The following is a 24,393-nucleotide window of genomic DNA, read 5'->3' on the forward strand; positions in this document are numbered from 1 at the left end:
TGCGGTTTTCTTGTCTGCCGGGTGAGCGGTCAGAGCGAGCGGGGTTCGAGCCGGACGCAGCACTGTCCCGGCTGCGGGTCGAGGCAGGCGGTGAGGCCGGTGTCACCCATCCCGGCGAGCAGGCCGTCGAGCAGGTGCAGGTTCATCGCGCAGATGGTCCGCGTGTGCTCGCGGGCCAGGGTGTGGAACGGGCAGTTGCCGAGCAGCACCTGGTCGCCCTCGGCCCGCGGCTCGAATCCGTGCTCCTCGAGCGCGGTGACGAGCTCGTCGGCGTTCTCGCCGAGCTGCCTGCCGAATCGGTAGGCATGTCGTTCGAGGGTGGCACGGACCGGCTGGCCGGTGCGGTCGGCTTCCTCGACGGCCGTGGCCAGCAGGTGCCCGGCCAGGTCGTAGCGGCGGTCCGGCAGGTGCACGGCGACGGAGCGAGCCGACCGGCGGTAGACCTTGGCCGGTCGCCCCGCGCCCGGTCCGCTGCGGCCGTTGCGCCGTTCGTAACCGACGTCGAGCAGGTCCTCGCCGACCAGCTTCTCCAGGTGGAACGCGGCCGTGGCGCGCGGGATCCCGAGCGCGGTGGCGATCTCGTCGCGGCTGAGCGCGGTGGGGTGCCGGACCACGTGTTCGTAGAGCCTGCGCCGGGTCGGTTCGTCCAGTGCCGCCACCGCGGCCACCCGGTCGGCCAGTGGTTGATCCACGACTCCACTCTAAAACAAGTGCACGTTGACGAAAACCGGGGCGCAGTTCTAACGTTAACGGACATTGGCTTTAGAAGGAGATGGGTCATGTCCGGTGATGTCGCAAGATCTCCCCACCCCGGCCTGATCGACCGCGCCGCCCTGCGTGAACCGGCCTACCAGGCGTTCCTGCTGCTCCGCACCGTCTTCACCGTCGCCCCGATCCTGTTCGGCCTCGACAAGTTCGCGAACCTGCTTGTCGACTGGCCGGTCTACCTCGCGTCGTGGATCGACGGCATCGTCCCCGGCGACGCGCAGGCGGCCATGTACGCCGTCGGCGTGATCGAGATCGTCGCCGGTGTCGTCGTCCTGCTGATCCCGCGGTTCGGCGGCTGGCTCGTCGCCGCGTGGCTGCTCGGGATCATCGTCAACCTGCTCACCATCCCCGGGTTCTACGACGTCGCGCTGCGCGACTTCGGGCTGCTGGTCGCCGCGGTGGCACTGGCCAGGCTCGCGGTGCGCTACGCGCCCAGGCGCGCGACGCTCTGACCCACCCGTTCGGCAGATGCACAGGCCCGTGATGTGCTCCCGTCGCCATTGGTCAGTGAGATCACCCGTGGCGGGCGGCGGCAGGTGGACGACAGTGCGCAGCGGCCACGGCAGACCGCCGGTCATGTGCCATTCCACCGGCACGTGACGTTCCGCGGCCGAAATCAGCAACCGCAGCGCGCTGGCGTCCGCCGCCGGGTCCACCAGCAAGGTCAGGACACGGCAGATGGCTCCTTCGCTTGACAGGGTCCGTCAGGCCAGTTCGACGTAATCGAGTTCGGCCCACCGCGAGCGGTACTGGAACCGCAGCGTGTTCCAGCCGGGCTTGAGCGTGACGTCCAGTGCGACCTCGCTCCACTTGTCCCAGCCCCGGTTGGGGTAGGTCACCACGTGTTGCGTGCCGCCGTTCACCGTCACCGTGTGCTGTGCGTCGCCGTAACCCGCCGCGTACCGGACATGTGCGGTGTAGTTGCCCGCGGCGGGCGCGTACACGGTGATGTCGACCCAACTGTCGTTGTAGTCGAGCTTTCCGACGACCGATCCCTGCGACGCGCCGGGCACGCCGTTGCGGACTTCCGCGTGGTTGACGGCGCCGCGCTCGGCCTCGTGGCGGACCCGGCTGCCTCGCACGACGGGATAGTCGTTGGCCCATCCCAGTTCGGCGACGTACATGTACCGCGCGTTGTTCACCCAGCCGTGGAAGAAGATCCGATCGGGGTGCGCGTCCGCGCCACCGGGGCCTTGCACGGCGCCGTCGAACGTGGCGGTGGTCATCAGCGGCCGGAACGCCTTGGTGTACCGGCCCGTGATCGACGGCGAGACGGCGTAGTTCGTGAAGTAACCGTTGTTGACATACGAGCCGCCCGAGTAGAACAGCACGTACTGCGAGGCCCGGCGCACGAGTACAGGCGCCTCGATGACCCCGGCTTCCTCCGGGCGGTCGTTGCGGATCAACTCGGTGCGGCCACCGACGAACGTGACACCGTCGGCCTGGACTTGTTGCAACCACACGATCGCGGGCTTGCCGACGGCGTTGCCGTCGTTCTTGTACAACAGGTACCGCGTGCCGTTCGTGTCCACGAAGCTGCTTGGATCGATGTCGCCGCCCTCGGCGGCGTTGCACACGAGCGGGTTGGCGCCGGTCGCCGTGAACGGGCCGGTCGGGCTGGCCGATGTGGCCGCGCCGAGGCACATCCGCCCGACGGCCGCGCTGGGTCCGGTGAAGTACATCAGGTATCTGCCGTCGGCACGGCGGGACACGTCGGGCGCCCAGAAACCGCCGTTGCCCGCCCACACGGGTTTGTTCGGCAGTGCGTCGCCGTGCACGGTCCACGGCCCGGACGCCGAGGGCGCGCTGGCGACCTGTACCCGCCCGGCCTGGCTGCTTGTCGAGTAGGCGTAGTAGGTGCTGCCGACCTGCAACACGTCCGGGTCGGGGAAGTTGGCGGTGATCACGGCCTTGGGCGGGACGGCCGCGGTCGCGGCGCTTCCGCCGAGTACGGCCGTGAGGACCAGTAGTGGGACCAGGAGCATGCGCATGGGTCGCCTCCGATGCAGGGTACTTCCTGTCATACAGCAACCAAATCCGGTCCGAAAGGGTCAACGGCTGACCGGTCCACTTCTGGTCGGGAGACAGCCAGGTCAGCGCCATCCAATTTGCCTGAGTCAGTCAACTATTGGACGATGGACGGATGAGCCGACTGGAGAACTTGCTGGGTGCGCAGTCGTTGGCGCTGGCCGACCACTTGCTGGCGGCGGACATCGACGGCTCGGCGATGCCCGGTTCCGAACGCGCGGCGTTGGTGACGCTGCTGGCCCACCCCGACCGGTCGGTGCGGTGGCTCGGCGACGTCCTCGGCCTGACCAGTTCCGGCGGGACAAGGCTGGTCGACCGCCTGGTGGTCGCCGGATGGGTCACCCGCACAGCGGGGGAGGACGCCCGCAGTCGCCTGGTGCGGCTGACCCGTACCGGCCGTGCACGGGCTCGACGGGTGTTGAGATCCAGGCAAACCGTGCTCACCGCGGCGCTCGGCGCGTTGTCCGCGCAGGAACGCGCTCAGCTCGAGTCGTTGCTGGACAAAATGGTCACCGGCCTGGCCGAGACGCGGTTGCCCGCGTTGCGCGTATGCAGGTTGTGCGACCGGGACGCCTGCGCCGCTGAGGGCAAGCGATGTCCACTCGAGCACACGGTGATTGAGGGTGACCCGCATGGGTAAGCCGTTGGTGCGGGAACGAACGGGCGTCAGCCGGGTGGTGCTGCCCGGTGCGGCGATGATCGCGGTCACCTTCGGACTCGCCCGTTACGGGTACGGCCTGCTGCTGCCCGACATGCAGTCGGAGCTGCGGATGAGCGCCGACACCGCCGGGCTGATCTCGTCCGGCGCGTACGTGTCGTACCTGGTGGCCAACTTCGCGGTGGTCTGGCTGACCGTCCGGTTCGGTCCGCGCTGGGCGGTGGGCGCGGCGGCGGGGCTGGCCTCGACCGGGATGGCGCTGGTCGCCGTCGCGGACGGCGTGGTTTTGCTGGCAGCGGGTGTCATGGTCGCCGGTGCCGCCGCCGGTCTGGCGTTCCCGCCGTACGCCGACATTGTCGACGCGGAGCTGCCGGAGGGACGACGTGCGCTCGCGTGGTCGACGATCAGTTCCGGCACCGGGTGGGGCGTCGCGATCGCCGGGCCGATCGCTGTGGTGACCGGGCAGGACTGGCGGAGCGCCTGGTGGGTGTTCGTCGCGGTGGCGGTCGGCGTGGGCTGGCTCGCTGTGCGTCGTGCGCCCTCTCGCGGCGCGACGGCCGACCGTCCGATCCAGTTGAGCTGGTCGTGGTTCGTCTGCCCGCGGTCCGGTCCGCTGCTCGCGTCGGCCGTGCTGGTCGGCCTCGGCAGCGCGGTCTGGTGGGCGTTCAGCGTGGACGCGATGCGGCAGGCCGGTATCTCCGCCACGTCGGCGCGGATCGTCTACGCCGTGTGCGGCGCGGCCAGCTTGCTGGCGTCCCTGACAGGCAAGGTCTTCCAGTGGCTCGGACTGCGCACCGGATTCATGATCAGTGTGGCGTTGCTCGCGGCAGCGCTGGTGCTGCTCGGCACCGGAACCGCGCGGCTGCCGCTGGTCGTGATCGCCGCGGTGCTGTTCGGCGCCAGTTACGCCGCGGTTGTGGCCGCCCAGGGCCTGTGGAGCTCCACTGTGTTCGCTGAACGCCCATCGGCCGGTCTTGCCGCGGTCAACACCGCGCTGACCATCGGGACCATCATCGGCCCCGCCGTCGCCGGAGCGCTGGTCGGCCAGGTCGGGTATCCGTCCGTCCTCGCCGCCGCGGCGGCATGTTGCGCGCTGGGCCTGGTGTGCGCGCCACCGCGTGGCAAATAGGATTCGTCCGTGGGAAAGCGTCCACTCCTTCGCGCCTGGAGGAGTGGACGCTCACTAGGAAGCCGGGCGAACACCCTCGGTACGTCGGTCCACGAGCGCGGCCGGGCGTTGCTGCCGGGCCTCCATGCGGAGCATTCCCAGCGCGAACAACATGACCACGAGCGGAGTCAGTAGCGCGATCCACATGCCTTCGTGAATACCCACCTGAGCCGCGTCCAACCTAGGCCGTGGCAAGTGCTTCCCGGCGCGCCCGGTGGGGCTGGCCGAACCAGTGGCCCAGGGCCGATTCGGGCCCGGGAGAATCGGGTCCGGCCCAGCACACGTACCCGTCCGGGCGAACGAGCATCGGCTCGGTGACGCCGTCGACACGGTCGACACGGTCGACCCGACCGGACCACAGCGCGTCCACGTCAGTGAGTTCACCGGCGGGGTCGAGCAGGACACCGTGTCCATCAGCAGGCTTTGCGCCTGCACGTTGCGCAGCACGGCAGCCCCGACCGGGTGACGTTCCGCGTGGTAGGTGTCCAGCAGGTGCTCCGGTGCCCAGCCGTGCACGGCGGCGCCGAGTTTCCAGCCGAGGTTGAGCGCGTCCTGGATCCCGAGGTTCATGCCCTGTGCGCCGATCGGCAGGTGGATGTGGGCGGCGTCGCCTGCCAGGAACACCCGCTGGTGCCGGTACCGGGCGACCTGCCTGGCCGCGTTGGTGATCCGACGGGCGTAGCACAGTTCGACGAGCCGCACCCGGCCGCCGAAGACGACGCCGAGGCTGTCACGGATCTCGTCCTCGGTGACCGGGACGTCCCTGGGCAGCGAACCCGGTCCGCCGATGGCGAGCCGGAACAGCGGCCTGCCCTGCGGATCGGTGCCCAGTGGGAACACGCCGACCCAGTGCCCGTCCGCAGTGCGGGAATGCGTCACGGCACGCTCGGCACCGTCAAGCCGGGCGTCGGCGGCGAGGTGCGCCTCGAGGAATCCCTCGATCGCCACCTGCGGGATGGACCGCCACGGCAGCCGGTGCCTGCCACGGGTCCGCAGGAGGTGGATACCGGCGAAATGCGCGACGCCCGCCGGGTAGCTCCCCGTGGCCAGCAACGGTTCCAGCAGACCACGCTGGTCGAAGGCCTGCTGTGTCCGGGATTGCACACCCCCGGCCTTGGACAGGTGGCTGCGCTGCGGCAGTTTGTCGACCAGGACGGCCGCCACACCGGCGACCCGCAGTTCGTTGGCCATGGTCAAGCCGGTCGGGCCCGCGCCGACGATGAGCACTTCGGTGTCCATGGGTTCGCCCCCTCTGGTTCGTCTTGACGGCAACGCTCCGCCCGTCCGGCAACCCGCGCCAGGAACGGGGGCTGCGGCGTCACTATCCGACACCCGTACGGTCAGTTCGGTGGAATCCGACTTCGATGAGCTGGACAGGCGGCTCGTGCACGCACTGCAGATCGACCCCAGGGCCGCGTTCAGCGCGATCGCCGAGGTACTCGGCGTGTCGGATCGCACCATGCTCTCGGTAGCGCCCGTCCACCTGGAACAGACCGGCACGGCGTTGGCCGAGCACCCGGAGGTCGCGTTCGCGGGCGCCACAACCGGACCGACGAACCTGTTCGCGACCGTGGTGTGCCCCGACCAAAGGGAGCTGTACCGGTACTTGACCACCAGACTGGCAGCACTGCCCGCCATCACCCACGCCGAGACGGCGACAGTGATCAGAACACTGAAAAGAGCCGCACACCGCTGACCAGCCGACGCCGTGTCCATCCCGCCGACACCCGAAACATGCCTTCCGGCGCCTCAAGACGCGTGTTCGGACACTTCGAATCCCGCTGCCAGACGCAGCGTGACCTCGGGGTGCCCGAACGCATGTTCCAGGGTGTCTGAACGAGGACACGGGGTGGGTCAGGGCTTGAGACCACCGGGGAACAAGTACTGATCGGCAGGCCTGCCAGCACCGTAAACCCAAGCGTCGAAGAAACCCTTCAAGCTCCTGTGCGCGACGAACTCCGTGTAACGCTGGAAGTCCTGCATCGAGGCGTTGCCATCGCGGCGCAACGTCGGCCACGTCTTGAGCACGAAGTCGAACGCGTGCTGACCGATGTAGTTGCGCAGCGCGTGCAGCATCAGCGGGCCCTTCGAGTACACGTAGCTGAACTCGTTGCCCGGACCCATGCCGTACAGCTTGCCGTTCCAGAACTTCGTCGGGGCCTTCTTGACGGCGTCCGCGTACTCCGTGTTGAGGTCGACGCCTTCCTTGGCCTCGTCCCACAGCCACTCCGCGTAGGACGCGAAGCACTCGTTCAGGCACACGTCACGCCAGTGTTGGACGGCCACCGAGTCGCCGTACCACTGGTGGGCGTTCTCGTGCACGATCACCGGAATCGTGCCCGCCCAGCCCGCCGAGTAGATCGGGCGGCTCATCGTCTCCAGTGAGAAGCCGATTTCCTCGTTGAGGAATATGCCGCCCGCCGCGTCGATGGGGTATTTGCCGAATTTCGACTCGAGGAAGTCGAGAATTTCCGGTAGGCGTGCTTCGGCCTGTTTGGCCGAATCGGGGACGCCGGGCGCGAACGCGCTGACAATCGGGGTGCCGTCCGCACGGGTGCGGCGGTCGAACGTCCATTTGTCGACCGCGACCGTCGTCATGTACGGCGCGATCGGCGTTTCCTCGGCCCACACGTGCGTGGTGCCGCCGTTGCCCTTGAAGGTGCCGCGTTCGCGGCCGTTGGCGATCACGCCCCATACGTCCGGGACGGTGAACGCGAGGTGGAAGGTGGCCTTGTCCAGCGGGGTGTCGTTGACCGGGTACCAGGTGGTCGCAGACTTCGGCTCCCCGGCGACGAACGCGCCGCCCGCCTTGGTGTACTGCCAGCCGTTGTTGCCCAGCGACGGGTCGCTGATCGGCGCGGGCACGCCGTGGTAGGCGATCTCGACGGTGAAGTTCTGGCCACGGCGCAGCGAACGCGACGGCGTGATCACCAGTTCGTGGTCGCCGCTGCGGCTGAACGCCGCCGCACGCCTGTCCACCCGCACGGAGTCGACAGTCAGGCCATGCAGGTCGAGGTTGAACGAGCTCAGCGACTGCGTCGCCCGAGCGGCGATGTTCTGGTTCCCGGTGAGCTGGTGCGACGCCGGGTCGTAGCCAACCTTGAGGTTGTAGTCGGCGACGTCGTACCCGCCGTTGCCGTCCTGTGGGTAGTAGCTGTCACCGGCGCCGTCGCTGCCCGGTTTCGGCTGACCCCAGCCGTCGCCCGCGACGGCCACCCCGGAGCCGAGGCAAAGGCAGCTCAGCACGGCCGCCGCGACCACGACCGGTTTTTGGACCCCTCATATACGCTCCTGTCCGTTTGCGGCGGATCCGGCGCATTCCCTGGACGCACGCCGTGCCGACTCGCCAGGGCAACATATCCCCGCGAGCGCGTTTCCCGGCGATTCCCGTCGCCTTTGTCCGGATAATCAGTACTTCCCCATCGACACCACTTGGGAGAACACCAATGCGTGACATGAACCGCAGGGCATGGCTTGGTCTGGCGGCCGGGACCGTGGCACGCGCGACACCGATGACCGCGAGACGGTTCAGCCGCGTGGCGAGTGTGTGCACGGCATGCGTGGGCAGCAGATCGTCTGCCAGGGCGTTCTCCAGCACACGCAATGCGGGTGAGGTGTCTCCGGCAGCGGCCGCCTGGTCAATGGCGGTGACCGTGCGACTCACCCAGTTGGGCACGTCGCCTGCTTGACGGTGATGGTGCGCCGCCTGGCTCGGGTGCGCGCTGAGCAGGTCCGCCGCTCGTAGGTGCAGCGCACGACGGAGAGGGCGGGGGATGGATGTGTGCACCGCCTGCCGGGCAAGCGGATGCCGCAGGCAATAGCGTTCGGTGTCCCACTCGAACAACACGGCTGCCGCGAGCGCGTTGGTCACCACCTGCCCGACCGACCCGAGCGGGACACCGGACACGGCGGCCAGTTCCTCCTCGGTCGCGGGCGCGTCCAGCACCGCCGCTGCTCGCACGAGCGCGGTCCCGTCGTCGCCCAGTTCAGCCAAGCGGGCGGACATGCTGTCGCGCACCGGGATTGGGACGCCGACTGGATCCCGCAACACCGCATCGACGTCGAACGGGATACCAGCGGTCCGGCAGTGCAACTCGACCGCGAAACCCGGCGGCGCGTCCGTCACCAGAGCGGCGACGTCGTCCGGTGTGAGCGGAGGCAGACACAGGTGAACTCGTCGCGTCGCAGCAGCTCCCGTACCAGTCTCGTCTTGCCAACGCCTGCCTCGCCTTCGATCAGCGCCAGGCCGGGCGAGCGGGTGAGCGCACTGGTCAGCTCGGCGAGTTCGGCGACGCGGCCGACGAACGGTTGCTCGGGCAGCCGTGGGACGGACCGACCGGGTTTCATCACGTCTCCCAGGAAGTGCTGTACGAGAACGGCACCGCCGGGCGGGAGCGGTTGTTCGCTCCCACCCGGCCGTGTCGAGTCGTGCTCAGTTCGGGAACACGAACCAGTAGAACGACACGGACGCCTTGGCACCGGCGCTGTCGGTCACGGTGACCGTCGGGTGGTAGTTCGCCCATGTGCTCGGGGTGCCGCTGATCAGCCCGGTGGCCGGGTTGACCGAGAGCCCGGCGGGCAGGTTGGTGGCGGTGAACCGGTACCCGCCGCTGCCGCCGCTCGCGTTGAGCTGCAAGCTGACCGCCTTGCCCCTGCTGCTGGTCTGCGTGCCGGGATCGGCCAGCGCGAGCGTGGTCGGGCCACCACCGGTGACCGTCAGGGTGTACGTGGTCTGGCGGGTGACGTCGCCGCGCGTGCCGCTGACGGTGATCTTGTACTCACCGGCCGGGGTGGCCGCCGAGGTGCTGATCGTCAGGGTGGAACTGCCGCCCACGTCGACCTTGGCGGGGGTGAACGTCGCGGTGGCGCCGGACGGCAGGCCGCTGGCGGACAACGAGATGTCACCGGTGGGCGGATTGCCGCCGCCGACCTGCTCGTTGGCCCAGTCGCCCATGACGCCCCACAGCTTGCCGTGTGCGTTGTAGGACGCGCAGTCGGTGCGCAGCCAGGAGAACACACCGTAGATCTTGCCGTTGTAGTAGTACGGGCCACCGGAGTCGCCCTGGCAGAGACCGGCGCTGCCGTTGCCGTAGCCGTCGCAGAACATGTACCGCGCGTCGAACTGCGAGCTGATGTTCTTGCAGTTCTGGTCGTCCGTTGTCGGCAGCACGATCTCGCGCAGCAGGGTGTTGCGGTTGGCGTCCTGCGAATCGGTCTTGCCGTAGCCGATCGCGGTGCCCCGCGTGCCCAACGGCAGGCTGTCGCTGGATTTCGCGATCGACGGGTACCGCATTCCCGCCGGGACCGGGATGTCGGTCTTCGTGACGATGACCGCGACGTCCCAGCCGATCCGCCACCCGTCGTTCGGGTCGTAGTTGGGGTGGGTCCGGTACTCCTCGATCTCGATGCGGGTGCCCGTGTTGGTCGCGGCCAGGTCGTCACGCCCGTACACGAGGTACTTCGGCTCGCCCTGCGCGAACTTGCAGTGCGCGGCGATCAGCACAAGCCGTTTGCCCACAACCGATCCGGTGCAGGATTGCTCCTGCGGCCGTGCACCGCCGGTGCGGTGCTGCGAGATGATGAACGGGTACTTCGCGACCGTGGTCGGCGAGCCGCCGATCACGCCAGGGCCCGAACCGGCCCCAAATCCCGGCACGGCGGTGGCTTTCACCGTGCTCGACGTCGACCCACCGGCCGCGACGGATCCGCTGCCGGGGTCGGTGCTCAGGCTGAAGTCGTTGGACACCTGGCCCTTGACCGTCAACGACACCTCGGTGGTGCGGGTGACGTCAGTTCCCTTGCCGGTCACGGTGACGCGGTACGTGCCGGGGCTGGCGGTGGCCGACGCGTTGAGCGTCAACGTGGCGGAATTGCCCGCGGTGACAGCGGACGGGTCGAACGCGGCCGTCACGCCCGACGGCAGACCACTGGCCGACAGCGCCACGTTCTGCGTGGAGCCGCGGGTGATGGTGGTGTTGACCGTGCTGGTGCCCGACGCGCCCGGGTCGATGCTGACCGACGCGGGGCTGGCCGCCATGCTGAAGTCGTTCGTGGCGGGCGGCGTGGTCGGGACGTACAGCAACCGATTCGGCGTGCCCTGCCGGATACCGGTCATCTTGCCGGTGGTGGCGTTGTCGACGACCCACTTCTTCAGGTCCGCCGGTGATGCGGAGGGCTGCTCGCCCAGCCGCAGTGCCAACGCGCCCGCGACGTGCGGGGCGGCCATCGAGGTGCCGGACTTCTGGCCGTACGCGGAGTTGGAGCTGTTGACCGACGAGTCGATGTTGCTGCCCGGTGCGAACAGATCCGTGCACGGGCCGTCGTTGGAGTCACCGGCACGCTGGTCGTTGCTGGTGGAGTTGGCCACGCGCACACCGGTCTCGACGCGGCTGCCGGGGCCGTAGTCGCAGGCGTTGCCGCCGTTGTTGCCCGTGATCAGCGCCCACTGCACGCCGGAGGCGATGGCGCCCTTGATCGCGTCCACGCCGATGCTCGGGTCGTCGGCGTAGACACTCATGTTCGCCACGGCCGGTTTGACCGCGTTCTTGGCGACCCACTCGGCACCGACGATGATGTCGCTGTCCTTGCCGGTGGACTGGCAGCCGAGGATGCGCACCGCCCACAGGGTCGCTTTCTTGGCCACGCCACGGGTCTTGCCACCGACGATGCCCGACACGTGCGTGCCGTGGCCCTGTTTGGCGGAGTCGCAGTCGTCGCCGTTGGTCGGCGGCTGGACGAAGTCGGCGCCGAACTTCGCGCGGCCCTCGAACTCCTGGTGGGTGTAGCGGATCCCGGTGTCGACGATGTAGACGTTCACGCCCGCACCGGCGGTGGCCGGGTAGCTGTACTTCCTGTCGAGCGGCAGGTCACGCTGGTCGACGCGGTCAAGGCCCCAGTTCGGCGGGTTGTCCTGGACGTCGGCGGCCCGTGCGGTGCCCGACTGGGTCACCGAGGCGACGTCGGGGCTCGCGGCGAGACGACGGGCCTGCCGCTCGTCGAGGTTCTCCACGACGAACCCGCGCATGACCTTCTCGAGCACGTGGGTCGCGGTGCCGCCGTAGCGGTTTGTCAGCGAGCTCGCGGTGGCAGCCGCGTTGGTGGAACGAGCGTTGTCGTTCAGCTTGACGACGTACACGCCGGGCACGGGGTTCTTCGCCGCGACCCGGACCTGGCCCTCAGGTTCGGCGGCTGACGCCGGTGCGGCCAACGCCGTGACTGTCACGGCCGCCAAGGCGGCCGCGAGCAGGGTTCTTGGTGTGCAGGGCATCTGGTTCACTCCCTCGGGTACTGGAGAGAACCGGAAGTTAGTCCGCGGCACCGGAGAGCTGAAGGACTATGTTCCCTGTCGGCACAGGCGCGTTGTCCGCGTCGAACCCGCAGGTCAACGGCGACTTCGCGAAACAGTTTTTCCCAGTTTCACCGCTCCCACCGCACGCCGACCGTGCCAGGCCGCACCGAGGGCGCGACCAGCGCGGTGGTTCCGGCGGCGCCGAGCCACAGATCCTCGGTGTACTTCTCCGGACCACGCAGCCCGGCCCGGTCGTAGCGGCGGACCCGGCCGGGCTGGGGGCCGACGAACCGCAGTTGCGCGGTGTACAGCCGGGTCGGCCGGGAGAACCGCCGGTACACGTGATCGAGCGGTTGTCCCATCGGCAGCCGCAGTGCGTACTCGATGACCGCGTGGTCGCCGCGGTTGAGCGGCCGGTCGAACAGGAACTCCGCCACCAGCGACCGGCTGGCCGTATCCCGGCGCAGCCGCCCGAGCCGGGAATAGGCCACGCCGACCAGCTCCGACGGCGGGTACGCCGGATCGTCGATCTCGTGGCACACCACGTAACGGTCGACGCGGTCGGCGTTGGCGCGCAACACCAACCGCGTCCGCTGCCGGTGCTCGCCGGTGTTCTCGTCGACGATCAGGGTGTCGTTGACGCTGAGGAAGTCCAGGTGCCCGTCCGACGCGGTCTCCAGCCCGGCCAGCAGCGGTCCGCACGACGGCAGCAACGCCTGCCGCGACAACGTGCCCGGTGGGCGCCCGGCCGAACGCCCCCTCGGCCTGCGCCCGCCGAGCAACGCGACGAGCGACGCCGGTGGCAGGCCGAGGATCTGTTCGAGCCCGCCGAGCGCGACCAGCGATTCGTCCCGTTCCGGCCTGCTCCGGCCGGTGCGCCAGTACGAGATCGCGGTCCGGCTCAGCGTCACGCCGTCCGCGGCGAGGCGGCCGCACAACCGTTCCATCGTCAGCCCGGACGCCTCGATGGCGGCGTCGAACGCCACGTCGAAGGGGCCGGTGCGCAGCAGCCGCCGCATGTCCCTGTTCATCGTCCACCTGCCTGGGGCCAGCCGGGGATGAAAGGATCAAAGTAGCCCAGAGCGCCTGCTCAGTCAGCCCCGCCGGGCGACGGTCGTCAACGCGTGGTCGAGGATGTCCAGCCCGCGGTCCAGTTCCGCCTCGGTCGTGGTCAACGGCGGCGCCATCCGGAAGATGCTGCTGCTGCCGGGGAACTGGACGATGTTCAGGTGCAGGCCGTTGTCCAGGCAGGTCCTGGTGACCTCGGTGCCGAACTCGCCGGCCGGGGTCTTGGTGGCGCGGTCGGTGACGAGTTCGATGCCCTGCAGCAACCCGCGGCCGCGCACGTCACCGATCTGCTCGTGCCGCGACCGCAGTTCCAGCAGCCCGCCGCGCAGCCGGTCGCCGAGCCGCCGGGCGGTCTGGTCGAACCCGTTCTCGGCCAGGACGTTGACGACGGTCAGGCCCACCGCGGCCGCCAACGGGTCCGACACGTGCGTGGTGCCGAAGTAGAACCCGCGGTCGTGGCAGACCGCTTCGATCTCGTCGCTGGTGATCACCGCCGCCACCGGCAGGTCCGCGCCGAGCGTCTTGGACAGCGTCAGGATGTCGGGCACGACCCCGTCGCGCTCGAAGCCGTACCAGTCGCCGGTCCGGCACAGCCCGGTCTGCGCCTCGTCGAAGATCAGCAGCATGCCGCGTTCGGCGCACTTCTGCCGGAGCGCGGCGAAGTAGCCGGGTGGCGGTTCGATGATGCCGCCGGTGCTCAGGATCGGTTCGGCGATGAACGCGGCCAGGCTGCCGACGGACTGGCGGTCGACCATCGTGAACGCGAAGTCCAGTTCGGCACGCCAGTCGTGGTGCCCGTCCCGCTCGAACACGGGCCGGTAGGCGTTGGGCGTCGGGATGATGATGTTGCCCGGCGCCACGGGCCCGTATCCCGTGCGGGACATGCTGTACGTCGCCGCGACGGACGCGTGGGTGACGCCGTGGTACGACTGGTCGAAGGCGACGATCTCGTGGCGCCCGGTGTACAGCTTCGCCATCCGGATGGCCGCCTCGTTCGACTCGCCACCGGTGCTCAGCAGCATGACCTTGCTCAGCGTGGACGGTAGGGTCGCGGCGAGCGCGGCGGCGAGGTCGACCACCGGACGGCTGAGCATCCAGCTGAACAGGTGGTCCAGCGTGGCTATCTGGCGGCTGACGCACTCGACGATCGCCGGGTGCGAGTGCCCCAGCAGCGCGCTCATCTGCCCGGAGGTGAAGTCGAGTATCGCGCGTCCGTCGCTGTCGTACACGTGTGACCCGGCCGCGCGCTCGATGATCGTCGGCGCGAAGTCGTTGCGGGCGTAGCGGATCAGGTGGCGGCGAGCGGTCGGCCAGAACTCGCCGGCCGTCGTGGCCGCCTGGATGTCGGTGGTAGCGCTCATGATCTGCCCTTTTGCCTGGCGTAGCGGTGGTTCGCACAGGCTAGGCCAAACGCCGGGGCAGCCGATTGCGATTGTTGCTCACCGGTGCGGCTGTCGCGCACAATCCGAGCGTGGACAGCATTGATCGCGCAATAGTCGACCAACTGCGTCGCGACTGCCGGATGACCAACACCGAACTCGCGGACCGCGTCGGCCTGACGCCCTCGCCTTGCCTGCGCCGGGTCCGGCGGCTGGAGGAGGACGGCGTGATCCTCGGCTACCAGGCGCACGTCGCCCCCGGTGCCATCGACCGGGGGTTCGAGGTCATCGTCGACCTCGAACTGGCCGACCAGGCGCAGGCCACGCTGGAACGGTTCGAGGCGGCGCTGGTGTCGTTCGACGAAGTGGTCGAGGTGCGCCGCATGTTCGGCGCGCCGGACTACCTCGCGCTGGTCGCTGTGGCCGACCTGCCCGCCTACGAGCGCTTCATGACCCAGCGGCTGACCGCACTGCCCGGCCTGGCGAAGATGCAGTCCCGGTTCGCGATGAAGACGCTGAAGTCGGCCGTCCCGCTGGCACCGGATCCGCGCACCCCGGCTGCTTGACATCGCCTTCCGCGAGCGGGTCGAGCACCTTGCCGACCACAGCCGAAACGTCACAGACCACATCGAGCAACGGTTCGACCGGCGACTCGGGGGCCGGTGGCGCCGGTTTGGTGCCGGTGGGCGGTGTTGTGGTGGGTGGCGTTGTGGATGGTGGAGTGGTGGACGGCGGTGGGGTGGTCGGGTTGCCGGACGGCGGCGGCGTGCCTGGCGGTGTCGTGCTCGGCGGTGGCGTCACCGGGCTGGTGCCGGTCGGCGGGGGAGTGGTGGGGGGCGGGGGTGTCGTGGTCGGCGCCGATGTGCTGCCGGTCGGGGCGTGGGGCGCGTCGGGCACGTACCCTGCCGGGACGACCGTGTCCGGGATGACCGATGTCCCGTTGGCGTACGCGGTCATCCATGACCGCACGACGACCCGGTAGCCCTCCGAGTTGTTGTAGCTCAGGATCGCCTGGTCGACGCCGTTCGGCGTGGCCAGGTCGCGGTTGTCCGCACAGAGGTAGCGGGCGGCGGACAGGGCCGCGTCGAACACGTTGTGCGGGTCGGCGGTGTTGTCACCGTTGTTGTCCGAGGACCAGTTCTGCCACGTGGTCGGGATGAACTGCATCGGCCCGACCGCCCGGTCCCACACCGTGTCGCCGTCGAGGCGGCCGCCGTCGGTGTCCGGGATCCTGGCGAAGCCGACACCGTCGAGTGCCGGGCCCAGGATCGGGGCCAGGGTGGTGCCGTTCTTGTCGACCTGGCCGTTGCGGGCGTGGTTCGTCTCGACCTTGCCGATCGCCTCGAGCAGTTCCAGCGGCAGGTGGCAGCCCGGCTGCGCCTGGTCGATCCGGTCACGGGCGGCCTCGTAGGCGTCCAGGACCCGCGAGGGTACGGCTCCGGCGAACACGACCGGTACCACCGGTTCCGGAGCGGGCTTGTCGATGTCGTCGGCTTTCTTGTCCTCACGGAACTGCGCGGCCGGTGCCTGCGAATTCGGGACGTCCGGCACGCTCGGTGGTACGACGAAGGACCCGGCGAGCCGTTGGTTCTGGTCGTATCTGCCCACGGGTCCCGACGTCATGGCGACCAGCACGGCGCTCGCGGTGACCACTGCGGCCGGGATAGTCCACTTCGGACCACGGGGGAACGGCATGCAGCGGATGGTGTCCGTGTTCCGGTGCGCCCGCAACTCGTCGACCAGTGGATGAGACGTCATCCGGCGGAACGAAATGCACACGAACGGAGTACAAGTGTCACCGTTGTGCCTGGACAAGCCGGTTCGCGGCGACGCGGAGGGGAAGATCAAGCCGAACACTTTCGAATGACGCCGAAAATCCCCGGCCACCGCCGGACGTCAACGCCAGGACGGCAGCCAGAGTTCGGCCTGCCACCGCGCCTCGGTGATCGGATCGGCGTTGAGGATCGGCCACAGCCACAGGAAGTTGGCCACCACGAGTCCTATGTAGAGCGCGACGACCAGCAGCCCGGTGCCCCGCCGTTCGACGCCTTCCCGCGCGGTGCCGAGGACCTGCCCCAGCACCAGCACGAGGCCGAGGACGAGGAACGCGGACGCCGGCGTCATGTAGAAGAAGTACATCTGCCGGTCCACGTTGAGAAACCACGGCAGCAGACCGGCCAGGTAGGCCACCAGCACGGCGGCGTAGCGCCAGTCGAGCCGGAAGACCGAGCGCCACAGGGCCCACGCGAGCATCGGCAGCGCCAGCCACCACATCGCCGGGGTGCCGATCAGCATGGTCGCGCGCACGCATTTCGGCTCGCCGCAGCCGGTGGCGGCGGTGTCGAGGAAGTAGAGCATCGGCCGCAGCCCCATCGGCCACGTCCACGGCTTGGACTCCCACGGGTGCGGCTTGTCGACCGGCGTGGTCAGCGTCTCGTGGAACTTGAGCACGTCCGTGCTGTACTCGAACAGCGAGCGCAGCGCCGCGGGCACGATGTCCAGGAAGGATCCTGTGTCACCGGCCAGGTGCCGGTTCACCGCGGTCTCGCTGGCGTACCACGCCCACCACGTGCCGAGGTACACCAGCACCGGGACCAGCAGCAGGGCCCACACCGCGGGCACCAGGTCCCGGCGGACCACGCCGAGCCACGGATGCGCGACCCCGGCCGCGCGCCGCGCGGTGACGTCCCACAAAACGACCAGCACAGCGAACCCGGCGACCCAGTACACCCCGGACCATTTCACGCCGCACGCGAGACCGAGCGCCACGCCGGCGCCCAGGCGCCACCAGCGGAACCCGAGCCGCGGGCCGTAGTTCGACTCGGTCGCCCAGCCTTCCCGCACCGCGATCGCGAGCCGTTCCCGTGTCTGGTCGCGGTCGGCAAGGACACAGCCGAACGCGGCGAGCACGAAGAACGCCAGGAAGATGTCCAGCATCGCCATCCGGCTCATCAGGTGCACGACGCCGTCGCAGATGAGCAGCACCCCGGCGACCGCGCCGAGCAGCGTCGAGCGGGTCAGCCGCCGGGCGATCCGGACGATCATCAGGACCATCAGGGTGCCCGCGGCCGCGGCGGCGAACCGCCAGCCCCAGCCGCTGTAGCCGAACAGCGCCTCGCCGAGCGCGATAAGTTGCTTGGCCAGCGGCGGGTGCACCGTCAGGTTGAACCCCGGGTTGTCCTCGACCCAGCCGTTGCGCAGCATCTGCCACGCGTTCGCCGCGTAGTACTTCTCGTCGAAGACCGGTGTGCCGCGCGGGTCGGTGGGGGTGCCGAGGTTCTGGAAGCGGACCCAGCCGCCGACGACCGCCAGCACACCCGCGACCAGCCAGCCGCGCAACCGGTCGCCGGGTAACGCGCGACCGATCAGCGCGCCGACCGCGCTCGTCGGCGACGGCGAAATCGGCGGCGGCGAGGTCGGCGGCGGGCCGGATTCGGCCAACTGGTCGTGCTGCACCCTCGTGGTGTCCCCCGTACAGACGATTCACCCACTGCTCGAACGATCATGTCACTTCGCGTGGTCGTGGTTCAGCCGGGGCACCACCTGGATCAGCGATCCCCTGTGTTCATCCGAACAGGGAGCATTGAGGACGGTGGTCGCGGGTACCCAGCAGTTCGCTTTCGGGAGGTTGGCGATGGGAAAACACCGGCTCGACAAGGGCGACGACAACTCCAAGTGGGGAGGGCCCGATCTGGTCACGGAGCTCGACGGCCAGCAACCGACGACACATTCGGCTGGTGACCGCGGCAGCGGGGCCGCCGACGACCAGTCCGGGTCGACACCCGATTCACCCAGACGGTAACCCCGAGGAGTGATACGGGAGTGCACCATCGGGCTTGATAATATACGATCCGGTCAGGGGCTGGCCGGATCGAGGGCATCGGGGTGGACGGTGGTGCTCAGCAGCCGCCCGTGCGCGCCGAAGGTGAAGTGGGTCGGGTGCTCGCCGGACTCGTCGAGTCCGAAGAGCGCGCCGTGGGAGCGCAGCGCACGGGCGTCGCGGTGGTCGGCGATGGTCACCGCCGCGCACGGGATCACCTTCTCCCTCCAGGTGAAGACATAGATCCCCGGCCGGACCTGGTACACCGAGTTCTCGTCGGTGTCGGCGAGGCCGCGTTCCGGGCCTGCCAGGCACTGCCACGTGTACCAGTGCGGGCTGAGGTACACGTGCTCGTAGGCGTGGTCTTCGCTGTACACCCACATCGCCCGGCGTCCGATCAGCGTCGTGCTCGGTGCGATCGCCGCGCCGCGCACGGCGGCGCCGGAGATCGTGCCGGGCCGGAACTCCTGGGTCACGCGCGGGGTGCCGCTGTCGTTGATCCGTGTCGTGACGACCAGGGTCCGGCCGTCACGGACGTCGAGAAAGAGCGAGACGGCCTCGCGCGGGTCGGCCGCGGCGTGGAACTGGACGTAGTAGAGGTCGTCGTCGGCGAGGAAGGTCTCGCAGGCGGCGGTCGCGCCGTCCCACTCGACGTCCGATCCGCTGAACCTGGCCGTTCGCGCCGGTGCGCCGGTGTCCCCGTCGTCGTCGATGGTGAACGTCCGGCCGTCGAGGTCGTCGACCGCGGGAGCCTTGTACGCGTCGAACCCGGGGGCGAGCCCTTCGAGGGGGAGCCAGGTCGAGGTGTCGGAGAGGGTCGTCACGATATCGCTACCTCACTGTGCGCAATGGGGAGGAGATATCGTATACGATAGGCCAACGGGGGTGGTCCGGCAATGGGTCAGCTGCGGGTCAGCTGTCGTAGTACGTGCTGGGCGGCTGGTCCCATTGCCGCGTCGGCGCGTCACCGCGTGCTCCTGGCCGCCGGATGGTCTGCGCCGAGGCCGCGACGCTGTTGAGGATCGTCGTGATGGCCAGGCCGATGGCCAGGTTGATCACCGCGGTCGCGACCTTCCCGCCGGTCTCGACGGTCAGCGTCAACGGCAGCACGACAGCGATCAGAGTCGCCAGCACCATGATCCACGTGAAGAACTGGCGTGGCGCCGCGACGGCCATGATCAGCAGGTGCATTAGGCCGGTCGCCAGCAGCGCGGCCAGCCCCGACAACATCGCGTAGGTGAACGTGTTGGCGTTACCCCAGACCCCCTCGCCCTTGGGCGCGAGGACGGCGACCTCGACGACACCCCGAGCGATCAGGATGCCCACCACGGCCAGCAGCGCGGCGACCACGGCCGTGGCGAGCCCGCTCGCCCACAGCCTGCCCGCGTTGACGCCGGGGCGCTCGACACTGTCGTAACCGTCGTAGTCGGCCATGCCGGAATCCTTTCCGCTGACTGACCGGACCACTCGATTGTCGTCCTTCGGCGGCCGGGCCGCTCGTCAAGTCACGGCCGCCGCCAGGTGTCGTCGGACAGCAGCTGGCTGGCCTGCGGGCCCATCAGCAGCATGCCGCCGTCCACCACGAGCGACGCGCCCGTGACGTAACCCGCTGCCGGTGTGGCCAGGAACGCCACCGCCGCGGCGACCTCCCTGGCGTGGCCCGGCCTGCCCAACGGGACGCCCGGCCGCGGCTCGGTGCGCGGGTCGACGTCCTCCTGGCCGGTCATCGGAGTCGAGATCTCGCCAGGGGCGACCGAGTTGACGGTGATGGCGTGCTCGGCGAGTTCGAGCGCGAGGACCTTGGTCAGCATGCCCAGGCCCGCCTTGGCGGCGCAGTACGGCGCGGCGCCGATCCTGGGTGCGTGCTCGTGCACGCTGGTGATGTTGATGACGCGGCCGCCGTTGCCTGCCTTGATCATGTGCCGGGCCGCGCGTTGCGTGCACAGGAACGCCCCGTCCAGGTCGACCGACAGCACTTCGCGCCAGCGGTCGAAGTCCATGTCCATGACCGGCTCGGCGGTGCCTGTGCCCGCGCAGTTGACGAGCACGTCGATGCCCCCGAGGTCGTTCGCCAGCTCGTCGATGGCGGCGGCCGCAGTCGGGAGGTCGGTGAGGTCGAGGTGGCGGATGTGCGCATCGACGCCGTTGTCGCGTACCTGGTGTGCGGTTCGTTCCGCGCCGTCGGCGTCCTGGTGGTACGTGATGCCCACGTCGACACCGCCGCCCGCCAGTGCGACGGCGACCGCCTTGCCGATGCCGGAGTCAGCCCCAGTGACGACGGCGCGGCGAGGCAGGCCCCGTCGTTCTTCTGCCAGAGGTGCGATGGTTGACATGGCAGCCGCGTACCCCGGATGGCGGCAACCATGCCTGGGCTACACCACGCCCTTGCCGTCCGGGTCGACCTTGGCCAGCCGCCAGAACACCCGGTTCGGGCCCTTGACCAGGCCCTGGTCGTGCAGGAACGAGCGCAGCTTCTCGAATGCCCTCGCGTACGTGGCGTGGATGTGCGCGTTGCCGCGTGCCTCCCGGCGGGCCCGGCGCACGTCCAGCCCCGCTCGCCGGTACACTTCCGGCCTGGTCAGGATCGACTTGAGCAGGTACGCGCCGAACCCGGCGGCGAACCGGGCGACGGCTTTGCCGTACCACGGGGTTCTGGCCATGCGCCGCACCAGGTCCTCCCTGGCGAACCGGATGTGCCGCGCCTCCTCGAGGACGTGGATCCGCATCACCTGCTGGACGTGCGGCTGCAGGTCCGGGTGGTTCATGAAGTCGCGCTGCAGCGAGTCGAAGATCTCCTCGCCGACCAGGGTGGCGACCCAGACCGTGGGACCGCCGATCACGAGCGGGAGCAGCTTGCCGCCGTTGTGCAGCAGGAAGTCGTTGCGGTACGCCGGTCCGCCCGCCTTGTCGATCAGCATCCCGAACATCGTCATGTGCCGGGTTTCCTCGGCCAGTTCGGCGAGTTCGTAGTGCACGTGCCTGCTGGTCGGGTCCTGCTTGTAGGCCATCCGCAGCAGGAGTTGGTTGAGGATGTTCTCGAACCAGATGCCCACGCTGACGGTGTTCATCATCTCCTGGCGGGACAGCTCCACGCGCTGCTCGTGGCTCATCTCGTCCCACATCCTGGTGCCGTAGAGCGACACCAGGTTCGGGGGGATGAAGAACTTGCCGTCGGCGAGCGGGGCGTCCCAGTCGATGTCGACCTCGGGGTCGTAGAACTTGCGAGCCGTGCCGTTCAGCAGGCGCTGAGCGGTCGTCTCGCGGTCGCCGACCTTCAGCTGCTCAGCCATCGGACCTCCTGGTCGCGCCGGTGCACCACATGGACCAATGTAACAATGAGCGTCAAAATGTAAAGTAGTAAACTCGGGTCATGCGGGACGACACGCTGGACGCCGATCTCCTCCGCCGCGCGCTGGACACCGACGTGCCCGGTGACGACGTGACCGAGCGGATCATGGGGGCCGCGCTGCGACAGGCCGAGGACTTCGGTCTGCGCCGCTTCACCGTCGACGAGGTGGCCAAGCGGGTCCGGCTGTCCAGGGTGACCATCTACCGCTACTTCCCCAAGAAGGACCAGCTGCTCGACGCGCTGCTGATGCGGGAGCTGAAGCGGTTCCTGACCAAGGTCGAGGCGGTCATCGCCACCCCGCCGACCCCGGAGGCCAAACTGGTCGAGGGACTGGCGTTCGCGCTGACGTTCCTGCGCGGCCACCGGCTGCTCAACCGCCTGCTGCGCACCGAACCCGAGCTGATCCTGCCGCACCTGACCACCGGTGCGGGAACCCTGATCGCCGCCGCGCGGGCGTGGCTGGCCGGGCACATCCGCGCCGAGATCGCCGCCAACCGCGTGTCACTGCCCGACGAGGACATCGACAGCGCCGCCGAACTGCTCGTCCGCACGGTGATCTCGCTGGTGATCACCCCCGACACCGTGCTGCCGGTCGACTCCCCGGAAGGGCGGCAGCGGCTCGCGGACCTCTACCTCACGCCAGTGGTCCGCTCGTTGCGCCCGAGCCCCTGAGTCCACAGCGGCACCTGCCACCGTTCTCGTGTCCGCAATTCAGCGGACACGTGGGTCCGTCGGCCGCTAGAGTCGACGCTGCCGCGGAATCCCGTCCGCCCGGGGAATGGAGGAGCACTGATGTCCCAAACGATCACCGGAGCTCCCGTTCGCCCTTGGGTGACCGCGGTCGCAGGCTCCTGAAGCAGCGCGTATAGCTGCGAAGTCGGCACACATCCCGGTCGCCGGGGCGAGATGACACCTGTCACCGGCCCTTGGCGCTGTCTGGCGTCCTCGTTCGCCTTCCGGGAGTTCTGCTGTGTCCGCTCGTCGTTTTTCGCTGTTCCGTGTACGTGCTCCGAAATCCGCTGATCAGACTGTCGACCGCACTGTCCGTCTGCTGAGCTGGTTCAACTTCTTCGGCGACTTCCGCATGTACGGGCCGATCATGGTCATCTACTTCGCTCAGGTCACCGGTTCGTACGCCGCTGCCGCCAGCCTCCTGGCGGTGAAGATGCTGGCTTCGGCGGCGTTCGAAGTCCCCACCGGGGTGCTCTCCGACCGCCTCGGCCGACGCGGGACGATGATCGCCGGTGCCGTCGTCATGGTGGCCGCCCACCTCGGGTACGCCGGTGCGCCGGGCTACGGCCTTCTCCTGGCCGCTGTCGTGCTGGAAGGACTGGCGACCTCGCTGTGGAGCGGCAACAACGAGTCGCTGCTCTACGACACGTTGCTCGAAGCCGGCCGGGAGGACGAGTTCCCCCGGCACTCGGGCCGGGTGAACTCGATGTTCCAGATCGCGCTCGCACTGGCGGCACCCATAGGCGGGGTGGTCGCCGGCGTGTGGTCGCTGCGTGTGGTGGTCGTGCTGTCGGTCGTGCCGCAGGTGCTGTGCGTGCTCGTCGCCCTGCGGGTCCGGGAACCGCGGGTGCACGGCCCGAACGAATCGAAAGTGCTGGCGCACCTCGGATCCGCCTTGCGCGGCATCCGTCGTAGTCCGGTACTCCGCCGGATGACTCTGGTGTCGGCGCTTCGTTACAGCGGCGAAAGCGCGGCCCAGTTGTCGCCTGTTTTCGTGGCCGGGTTGTGGCCGCTCTGGGCGCTGGGTCTGTGGCGCACCTTCGGCCACGGCATGTCCTTCGTCGGCTTCCGCGTCAGTGGCTGGGTGATCGGCCGGGTGGGCGCGACGCGCACCCTGCTGTTCGGTGAGCTGTTCGACAACGTGGCGAACTTCGTGGCGCTCGTTGTGCCGACGGTGTTCTCGCCCGTCCTGCTGGGGTCACCGGCGTACGGCATGTCGACGGTCGCTCAACAGACGTTGCTGCAGCGCGAGTTCACCGACCGGGAACGCGCGACGATGGGTTCGCTGGCGTCACTGCTTGGCAGTGTGCTCTACGGACTCGTCGCCCTGGGAGCCGGTCTGGTGGCGGACCGGTGGGGCATCGTCGCGGCGTTGCTCGCGATCCAGGCGGTGGTGCTGGTCGCGCTTCCGCTCGCCTGGTGGGTGCACGCGCACGCTTCTTCGCTGCCACGGGCTTCCCGACGTCGGGCGTGATGTCGGAAAACCGCCAGCCGTTGCCGTGGTCGTTCCGTAGCGTCCGGGCATGCTGGTTCGACACCGTGATCGAGAGCCCCGGGTGCACGCCGACGCTTACGTGGCTCCGACCGCGACCCTCATCGGGGACGTGGAAGTGGCCGCTCACGCGCGTGTTCTGGCGGGCGCCGTGCTGGACGCGGAAGGTTCGCGGGTGACGGTCGGGGAGTACAGCATCATCGCCGAGCACGCTGTGCTCAGAGCCTCCGCCGTCGCCGGGCCACAGCCCGTCGACGTCGGTGACCACGTCCTCGTCGGTCCACACGCGACCTTGCTGGGGTGCACGGTGGGCAGGTGCTGTTATCTCGCGACCGGCGTGACTGTGCTGCAAACGGCGCGGCTGGCCGAGGGGACAACGGTGGCGGTCGGGGCCTTGGTGCACGCGCGTACCGAGACCCCGGCCGAGTACTTCGTGCCGCCGTACACGGTCGCGTTGGGCGAGCCGGTCCGGCTGCTGGCGCCCGGTGATCCGGCGTTGCCGGACGCCATCCGCGCGGTGGGCTTCGCCGAGACCGCGTTCGGCGCGACCGCGGTATGGACTGACCGGAGCCGACGCGCCGAGCACGCCACCGAAGCACGCTCGGCCGAACTCGGCGCCCACAAGGACGACGTTGTGCTCTGA

At 69.1% G+C, this 24,393-nt stretch carries 24 protein-coding genes and 1 pseudogene; 9 read left to right on the top strand and 16 right to left on the bottom strand.

Features of this window, described 5'->3' with window-relative positions:
• Window positions 1-29 precede the first annotated feature (29 nt).
• On the bottom strand, window positions 30-692 hold the full coding sequence (locus ALI144C_RS35570; protein WP_076991631.1) for a helix-turn-helix transcriptional regulator: 663 nt from the start codon (window positions 690-692) through the stop codon (window positions 30-32).
• 87 nt (window positions 693-779) lie between these two features.
• Here ALI144C_RS35570 and ALI144C_RS35575 point away from each other — a divergent pair, with 87 nt between their 5' ends.
• Window positions 780-1,220, top strand: a complete 441-nt coding sequence (locus ALI144C_RS35575; RefSeq protein WP_076991632.1) for a hypothetical protein — start codon at window positions 780-782, stop codon at window positions 1,218-1,220.
• A gap of 252 nt (window positions 1,221-1,472) precedes the next feature.
• Here the strand turns inward: ALI144C_RS35575 and ALI144C_RS35580 are convergent, their stop codons facing one another.
• Window positions 1,473-2,759 carry a family 43 glycosylhydrolase gene (locus ALI144C_RS35580; protein WP_083753674.1) on the bottom strand — a complete coding sequence of 429 codons (1,287 nt, stop codon included), beginning with the start codon at window positions 2,757-2,759 and terminating at the stop codon, window positions 1,473-1,475.
• 152 nt (window positions 2,760-2,911) lie between these two features.
• Between ALI144C_RS35580 and ALI144C_RS35585 the strand changes: the two genes are divergently transcribed.
• Window positions 2,912-3,436 (top strand): MarR family winged helix-turn-helix transcriptional regulator, encoded by a 525-nt coding sequence (locus tag ALI144C_RS35585; RefSeq protein WP_076991634.1) that lies wholly within the window; start codon window positions 2,912-2,914, stop codon window positions 3,434-3,436.
• The gene (locus tag ALI144C_RS35590; RefSeq protein ID WP_076991635.1) at window positions 3,429-4,583 is read left to right on the top strand and encodes an MFS transporter; all 1,155 of its coding nucleotides are present in this window, start codon (window positions 3,429-3,431) and stop codon (window positions 4,581-4,583) included. Before ALI144C_RS35585 ends, ALI144C_RS35590 begins: the two co-directional genes overlap by 8 nt.
• A 220-nt stretch (window positions 4,584-4,803) precedes the next feature.
• Here the strand turns inward: ALI144C_RS35590 and ALI144C_RS59225 are convergent, their stop codons facing one another.
• Complete coding sequence (locus ALI144C_RS59225; RefSeq protein WP_441297592.1) at window positions 4,804-4,992, bottom strand: aromatic-ring hydroxylase C-terminal domain-containing protein; 189 nt, start codon at window positions 4,990-4,992, stop codon at window positions 4,804-4,806.
• Between the two features lie 125 nt (window positions 4,993-5,117).
• Window positions 5,118-6,083 (bottom strand): annotated as a pseudogene (locus ALI144C_RS35595) (FAD-dependent monooxygenase); the annotation flags it as partial.
• Between ALI144C_RS35595 and ALI144C_RS35600 the strand changes: the two are divergent.
• The gene (locus ALI144C_RS35600) at window positions 5,971-6,318 is read left to right on the top strand and encodes an Lrp/AsnC family transcriptional regulator (RefSeq protein ID WP_237774479.1); all 348 of its coding nucleotides are present in this window, start codon (window positions 5,971-5,973) and stop codon (window positions 6,316-6,318) included. The pseudogene ALI144C_RS35595 and the gene ALI144C_RS35600 sit on opposite strands and share 113 nt — an antisense overlap.
• A 158-nt stretch (window positions 6,319-6,476) precedes the next feature.
• Here the strand turns inward: ALI144C_RS35600 and ALI144C_RS35605 are convergent, their stop codons facing one another.
• The 6 genes from ALI144C_RS35605 to ALI144C_RS35630 all read right to left on the bottom strand — a co-directional run bounded on the left by ALI144C_RS35605 (window position 6,477) and on the right by ALI144C_RS35630 (window position 14,339).
• Entirely contained in the window at window positions 6,477-7,883 is a 1,407-nt protein-coding gene (locus ALI144C_RS35605; RefSeq protein WP_076991636.1) for a M1 family metallopeptidase, read from the bottom strand.
• Window positions 7,780-8,748, bottom strand: coding sequence for a hypothetical protein (locus ALI144C_RS35610; protein WP_076991637.1), 969 nt, complete (start codon window positions 8,746-8,748; stop codon window positions 7,780-7,782). Before ALI144C_RS35610 ends, ALI144C_RS35605 begins: the two co-directional genes overlap by 104 nt.
• The gene (locus tag ALI144C_RS35615) at window positions 8,745-8,969 is read right to left on the bottom strand and encodes an AAA family ATPase (RefSeq protein ID WP_076991638.1); all 225 of its coding nucleotides are present in this window, start codon (window positions 8,967-8,969) and stop codon (window positions 8,745-8,747) included. Before ALI144C_RS35615 ends, ALI144C_RS35610 begins: the two co-directional genes overlap by 4 nt.
• A gap of 85 nt (window positions 8,970-9,054) precedes the next feature.
• On the bottom strand, window positions 9,055-11,889 hold the full coding sequence (locus ALI144C_RS35620; RefSeq protein ID WP_076992022.1) for a S8 family serine peptidase: 2,835 nt from the start codon (window positions 11,887-11,889) through the stop codon (window positions 9,055-9,057).
• A gap of 149 nt (window positions 11,890-12,038) precedes the next feature.
• On the bottom strand, window positions 12,039-12,941 hold the full coding sequence (locus ALI144C_RS35625) for a PE-PGRS family protein (protein ID WP_076991639.1): 903 nt from the start codon (window positions 12,939-12,941) through the stop codon (window positions 12,039-12,041).
• A 63-nt stretch (window positions 12,942-13,004) separates the two neighbouring features.
• Window positions 13,005-14,339 (bottom strand): aspartate aminotransferase family protein, encoded by a 1,335-nt coding sequence (locus ALI144C_RS35630; RefSeq protein WP_076991640.1) that lies wholly within the window; start codon window positions 14,337-14,339, stop codon window positions 13,005-13,007.
• A gap of 110 nt (window positions 14,340-14,449) precedes the next feature.
• Between ALI144C_RS35630 and ALI144C_RS35635 the strand changes: the two genes are divergently transcribed.
• On the top strand, window positions 14,450-14,923 hold the full coding sequence (locus tag ALI144C_RS35635) for an Lrp/AsnC family transcriptional regulator (RefSeq protein WP_076992023.1): 474 nt from the start codon (window positions 14,450-14,452) through the stop codon (window positions 14,921-14,923).
• On the opposite strand, the gene ALI144C_RS54870 is transcribed toward ALI144C_RS35635, so the two are convergent.
• Complete coding sequence (locus ALI144C_RS54870; protein ID WP_143231067.1) at window positions 14,805-16,115, bottom strand: lytic transglycosylase domain-containing protein; 1,311 nt, start codon at window positions 16,113-16,115, stop codon at window positions 14,805-14,807. The genes ALI144C_RS35635 and ALI144C_RS54870 overlap by 119 nt on opposite strands.
• Window positions 16,116-16,253: 138 nt before the next feature.
• Window positions 16,254-17,813 (bottom strand): dolichyl-phosphate-mannose--protein mannosyltransferase, encoded by a 1,560-nt coding sequence (locus ALI144C_RS35645; protein ID WP_076991642.1) that lies wholly within the window; start codon window positions 17,811-17,813, stop codon window positions 16,254-16,256.
• A 127-nt stretch (window positions 17,814-17,940) separates the two neighbouring features.
• On the opposite strand from ALI144C_RS35645, the gene ALI144C_RS35650 reads away from it, so the two are divergent.
• Window positions 17,941-18,159 (top strand): hypothetical protein, encoded by a 219-nt coding sequence (locus ALI144C_RS35650; protein WP_143231068.1) that lies wholly within the window; start codon window positions 17,941-17,943, stop codon window positions 18,157-18,159.
• A gap of 53 nt (window positions 18,160-18,212) precedes the next feature.
• Here the strand turns inward: ALI144C_RS35650 and ALI144C_RS35655 are convergent, their stop codons facing one another.
• From ALI144C_RS35655 to ALI144C_RS35670, 4 genes are all read right to left on the bottom strand, one after another.
• On the bottom strand, window positions 18,213-19,004 hold the full coding sequence (locus ALI144C_RS35655) for a molybdenum cofactor biosynthesis F family protein (protein ID WP_441297593.1): 792 nt from the start codon (window positions 19,002-19,004) through the stop codon (window positions 18,213-18,215).
• Between the two features lie 85 nt (window positions 19,005-19,089).
• Window positions 19,090-19,611, bottom strand: coding sequence for a DUF6069 family protein (locus ALI144C_RS35660; RefSeq protein WP_076991645.1), 522 nt, complete (start codon window positions 19,609-19,611; stop codon window positions 19,090-19,092).
• 71 nt (window positions 19,612-19,682) lie between these two features.
• Window positions 19,683-20,510, bottom strand: a complete 828-nt coding sequence (locus ALI144C_RS35665) for an SDR family oxidoreductase (RefSeq protein ID WP_076991646.1) — start codon at window positions 20,508-20,510, stop codon at window positions 19,683-19,685.
• 39 nt (window positions 20,511-20,549) lie between these two features.
• On the bottom strand, window positions 20,550-21,467 hold the full coding sequence (locus tag ALI144C_RS35670) for an AurF N-oxygenase family protein (protein ID WP_076991647.1): 918 nt from the start codon (window positions 21,465-21,467) through the stop codon (window positions 20,550-20,552).
• An 80-nt stretch (window positions 21,468-21,547) separates the two neighbouring features.
• On the opposite strand from ALI144C_RS35670, the gene ALI144C_RS35675 reads away from it, so the two are divergent.
• From ALI144C_RS35675 to ALI144C_RS35685, 3 genes are all read left to right on the top strand, one after another.
• Complete coding sequence (locus ALI144C_RS35675; protein WP_076991648.1) at window positions 21,548-22,198, top strand: TetR/AcrR family transcriptional regulator; 651 nt, start codon at window positions 21,548-21,550, stop codon at window positions 22,196-22,198.
• Window positions 22,199-22,496: 298 nt separating this feature from the next.
• Window positions 22,497-23,732, top strand: coding sequence for an MFS transporter (locus ALI144C_RS35680; protein ID WP_076991649.1), 1,236 nt, complete (start codon window positions 22,497-22,499; stop codon window positions 23,730-23,732).
• Between the two features lie 49 nt (window positions 23,733-23,781).
• On the top strand, window positions 23,782-24,393 hold the full coding sequence (locus ALI144C_RS35685; protein ID WP_076991650.1) for a gamma carbonic anhydrase family protein: 612 nt from the start codon (window positions 23,782-23,784) through the stop codon (window positions 24,391-24,393).

It is taken from the genome of Actinosynnema sp. ALI-1.44 (genome assembly GCF_001984155.1).
Taxonomy (GTDB): Bacteria; Actinomycetota; Actinomycetes; order Mycobacteriales; family Pseudonocardiaceae; genus Kibdelosporangium.

Excerpts from the sequence above, each read along its gene's own strand:
- ALI144C_RS35585 (WP_076991634.1), top strand. The coding sequence starts at position 2,912 with ATGAGCCGACTGGAGAACTTGCTGGGTGCGCAGTCGTTGGCGCTGGCC.
- ALI144C_RS35590 (WP_076991635.1), top strand. The coding sequence starts at position 3,429 with ATGGGTAAGCCGTTGGTGCGGGAACGAACGGGCGTCAGCCGGGTGGTG.
- ALI144C_RS35675 (WP_076991648.1), top strand. The coding sequence starts at position 21,548 with ATGCGGGACGACACGCTGGACGCCGATCTCCTCCGCCGCGCGCTGGAC.
- ALI144C_RS35625 (WP_076991639.1), bottom strand. The coding sequence starts at position 12,941 with ATGAACAGGGACATGCGGCGGCTGCTGCGCACCGGCCCCTTCGACGTG.
- ALI144C_RS35670 (WP_076991647.1), bottom strand. The coding sequence starts at position 21,467 with ATGGCTGAGCAGCTGAAGGTCGGCGACCGCGAGACGACCGCTCAGCGC.
- ALI144C_RS35620 (WP_076992022.1), bottom strand. The coding sequence starts at position 11,889 with ATGCCCTGCACACCAAGAACCCTGCTCGCGGCCGCCTTGGCGGCCGTG.
- ALI144C_RS35580 (WP_083753674.1), bottom strand. The coding sequence starts at position 2,759 with ATGCGCATGCTCCTGGTCCCACTACTGGTCCTCACGGCCGTACTCGGC.
- ALI144C_RS35615 (WP_076991638.1), bottom strand. The coding sequence starts at position 8,969 with ATGAAACCCGGTCGGTCCGTCCCACGGCTGCCCGAGCAACCGTTCGTC.
- ALI144C_RS35575 (WP_076991632.1), top strand. The coding sequence starts at position 780 with ATGTCCGGTGATGTCGCAAGATCTCCCCACCCCGGCCTGATCGACCGC.
- ALI144C_RS35685 (WP_076991650.1), top strand. The coding sequence starts at position 23,782 with ATGCTGGTTCGACACCGTGATCGAGAGCCCCGGGTGCACGCCGACGCT.
- ALI144C_RS35665 (WP_076991646.1), bottom strand. The coding sequence starts at position 20,510 with ATGTCAACCATCGCACCTCTGGCAGAAGAACGACGGGGCCTGCCTCGC.
- ALI144C_RS35660 (WP_076991645.1), bottom strand. The coding sequence starts at position 19,611 with ATGGCCGACTACGACGGTTACGACAGTGTCGAGCGCCCCGGCGTCAAC.
- ALI144C_RS54870 (WP_143231067.1), bottom strand. The coding sequence starts at position 16,115 with ATGACGTCTCATCCACTGGTCGACGAGTTGCGGGCGCACCGGAACACG.
- ALI144C_RS35630 (WP_076991640.1), bottom strand. The coding sequence starts at position 14,339 with ATGAGCGCTACCACCGACATCCAGGCGGCCACGACGGCCGGCGAGTTC.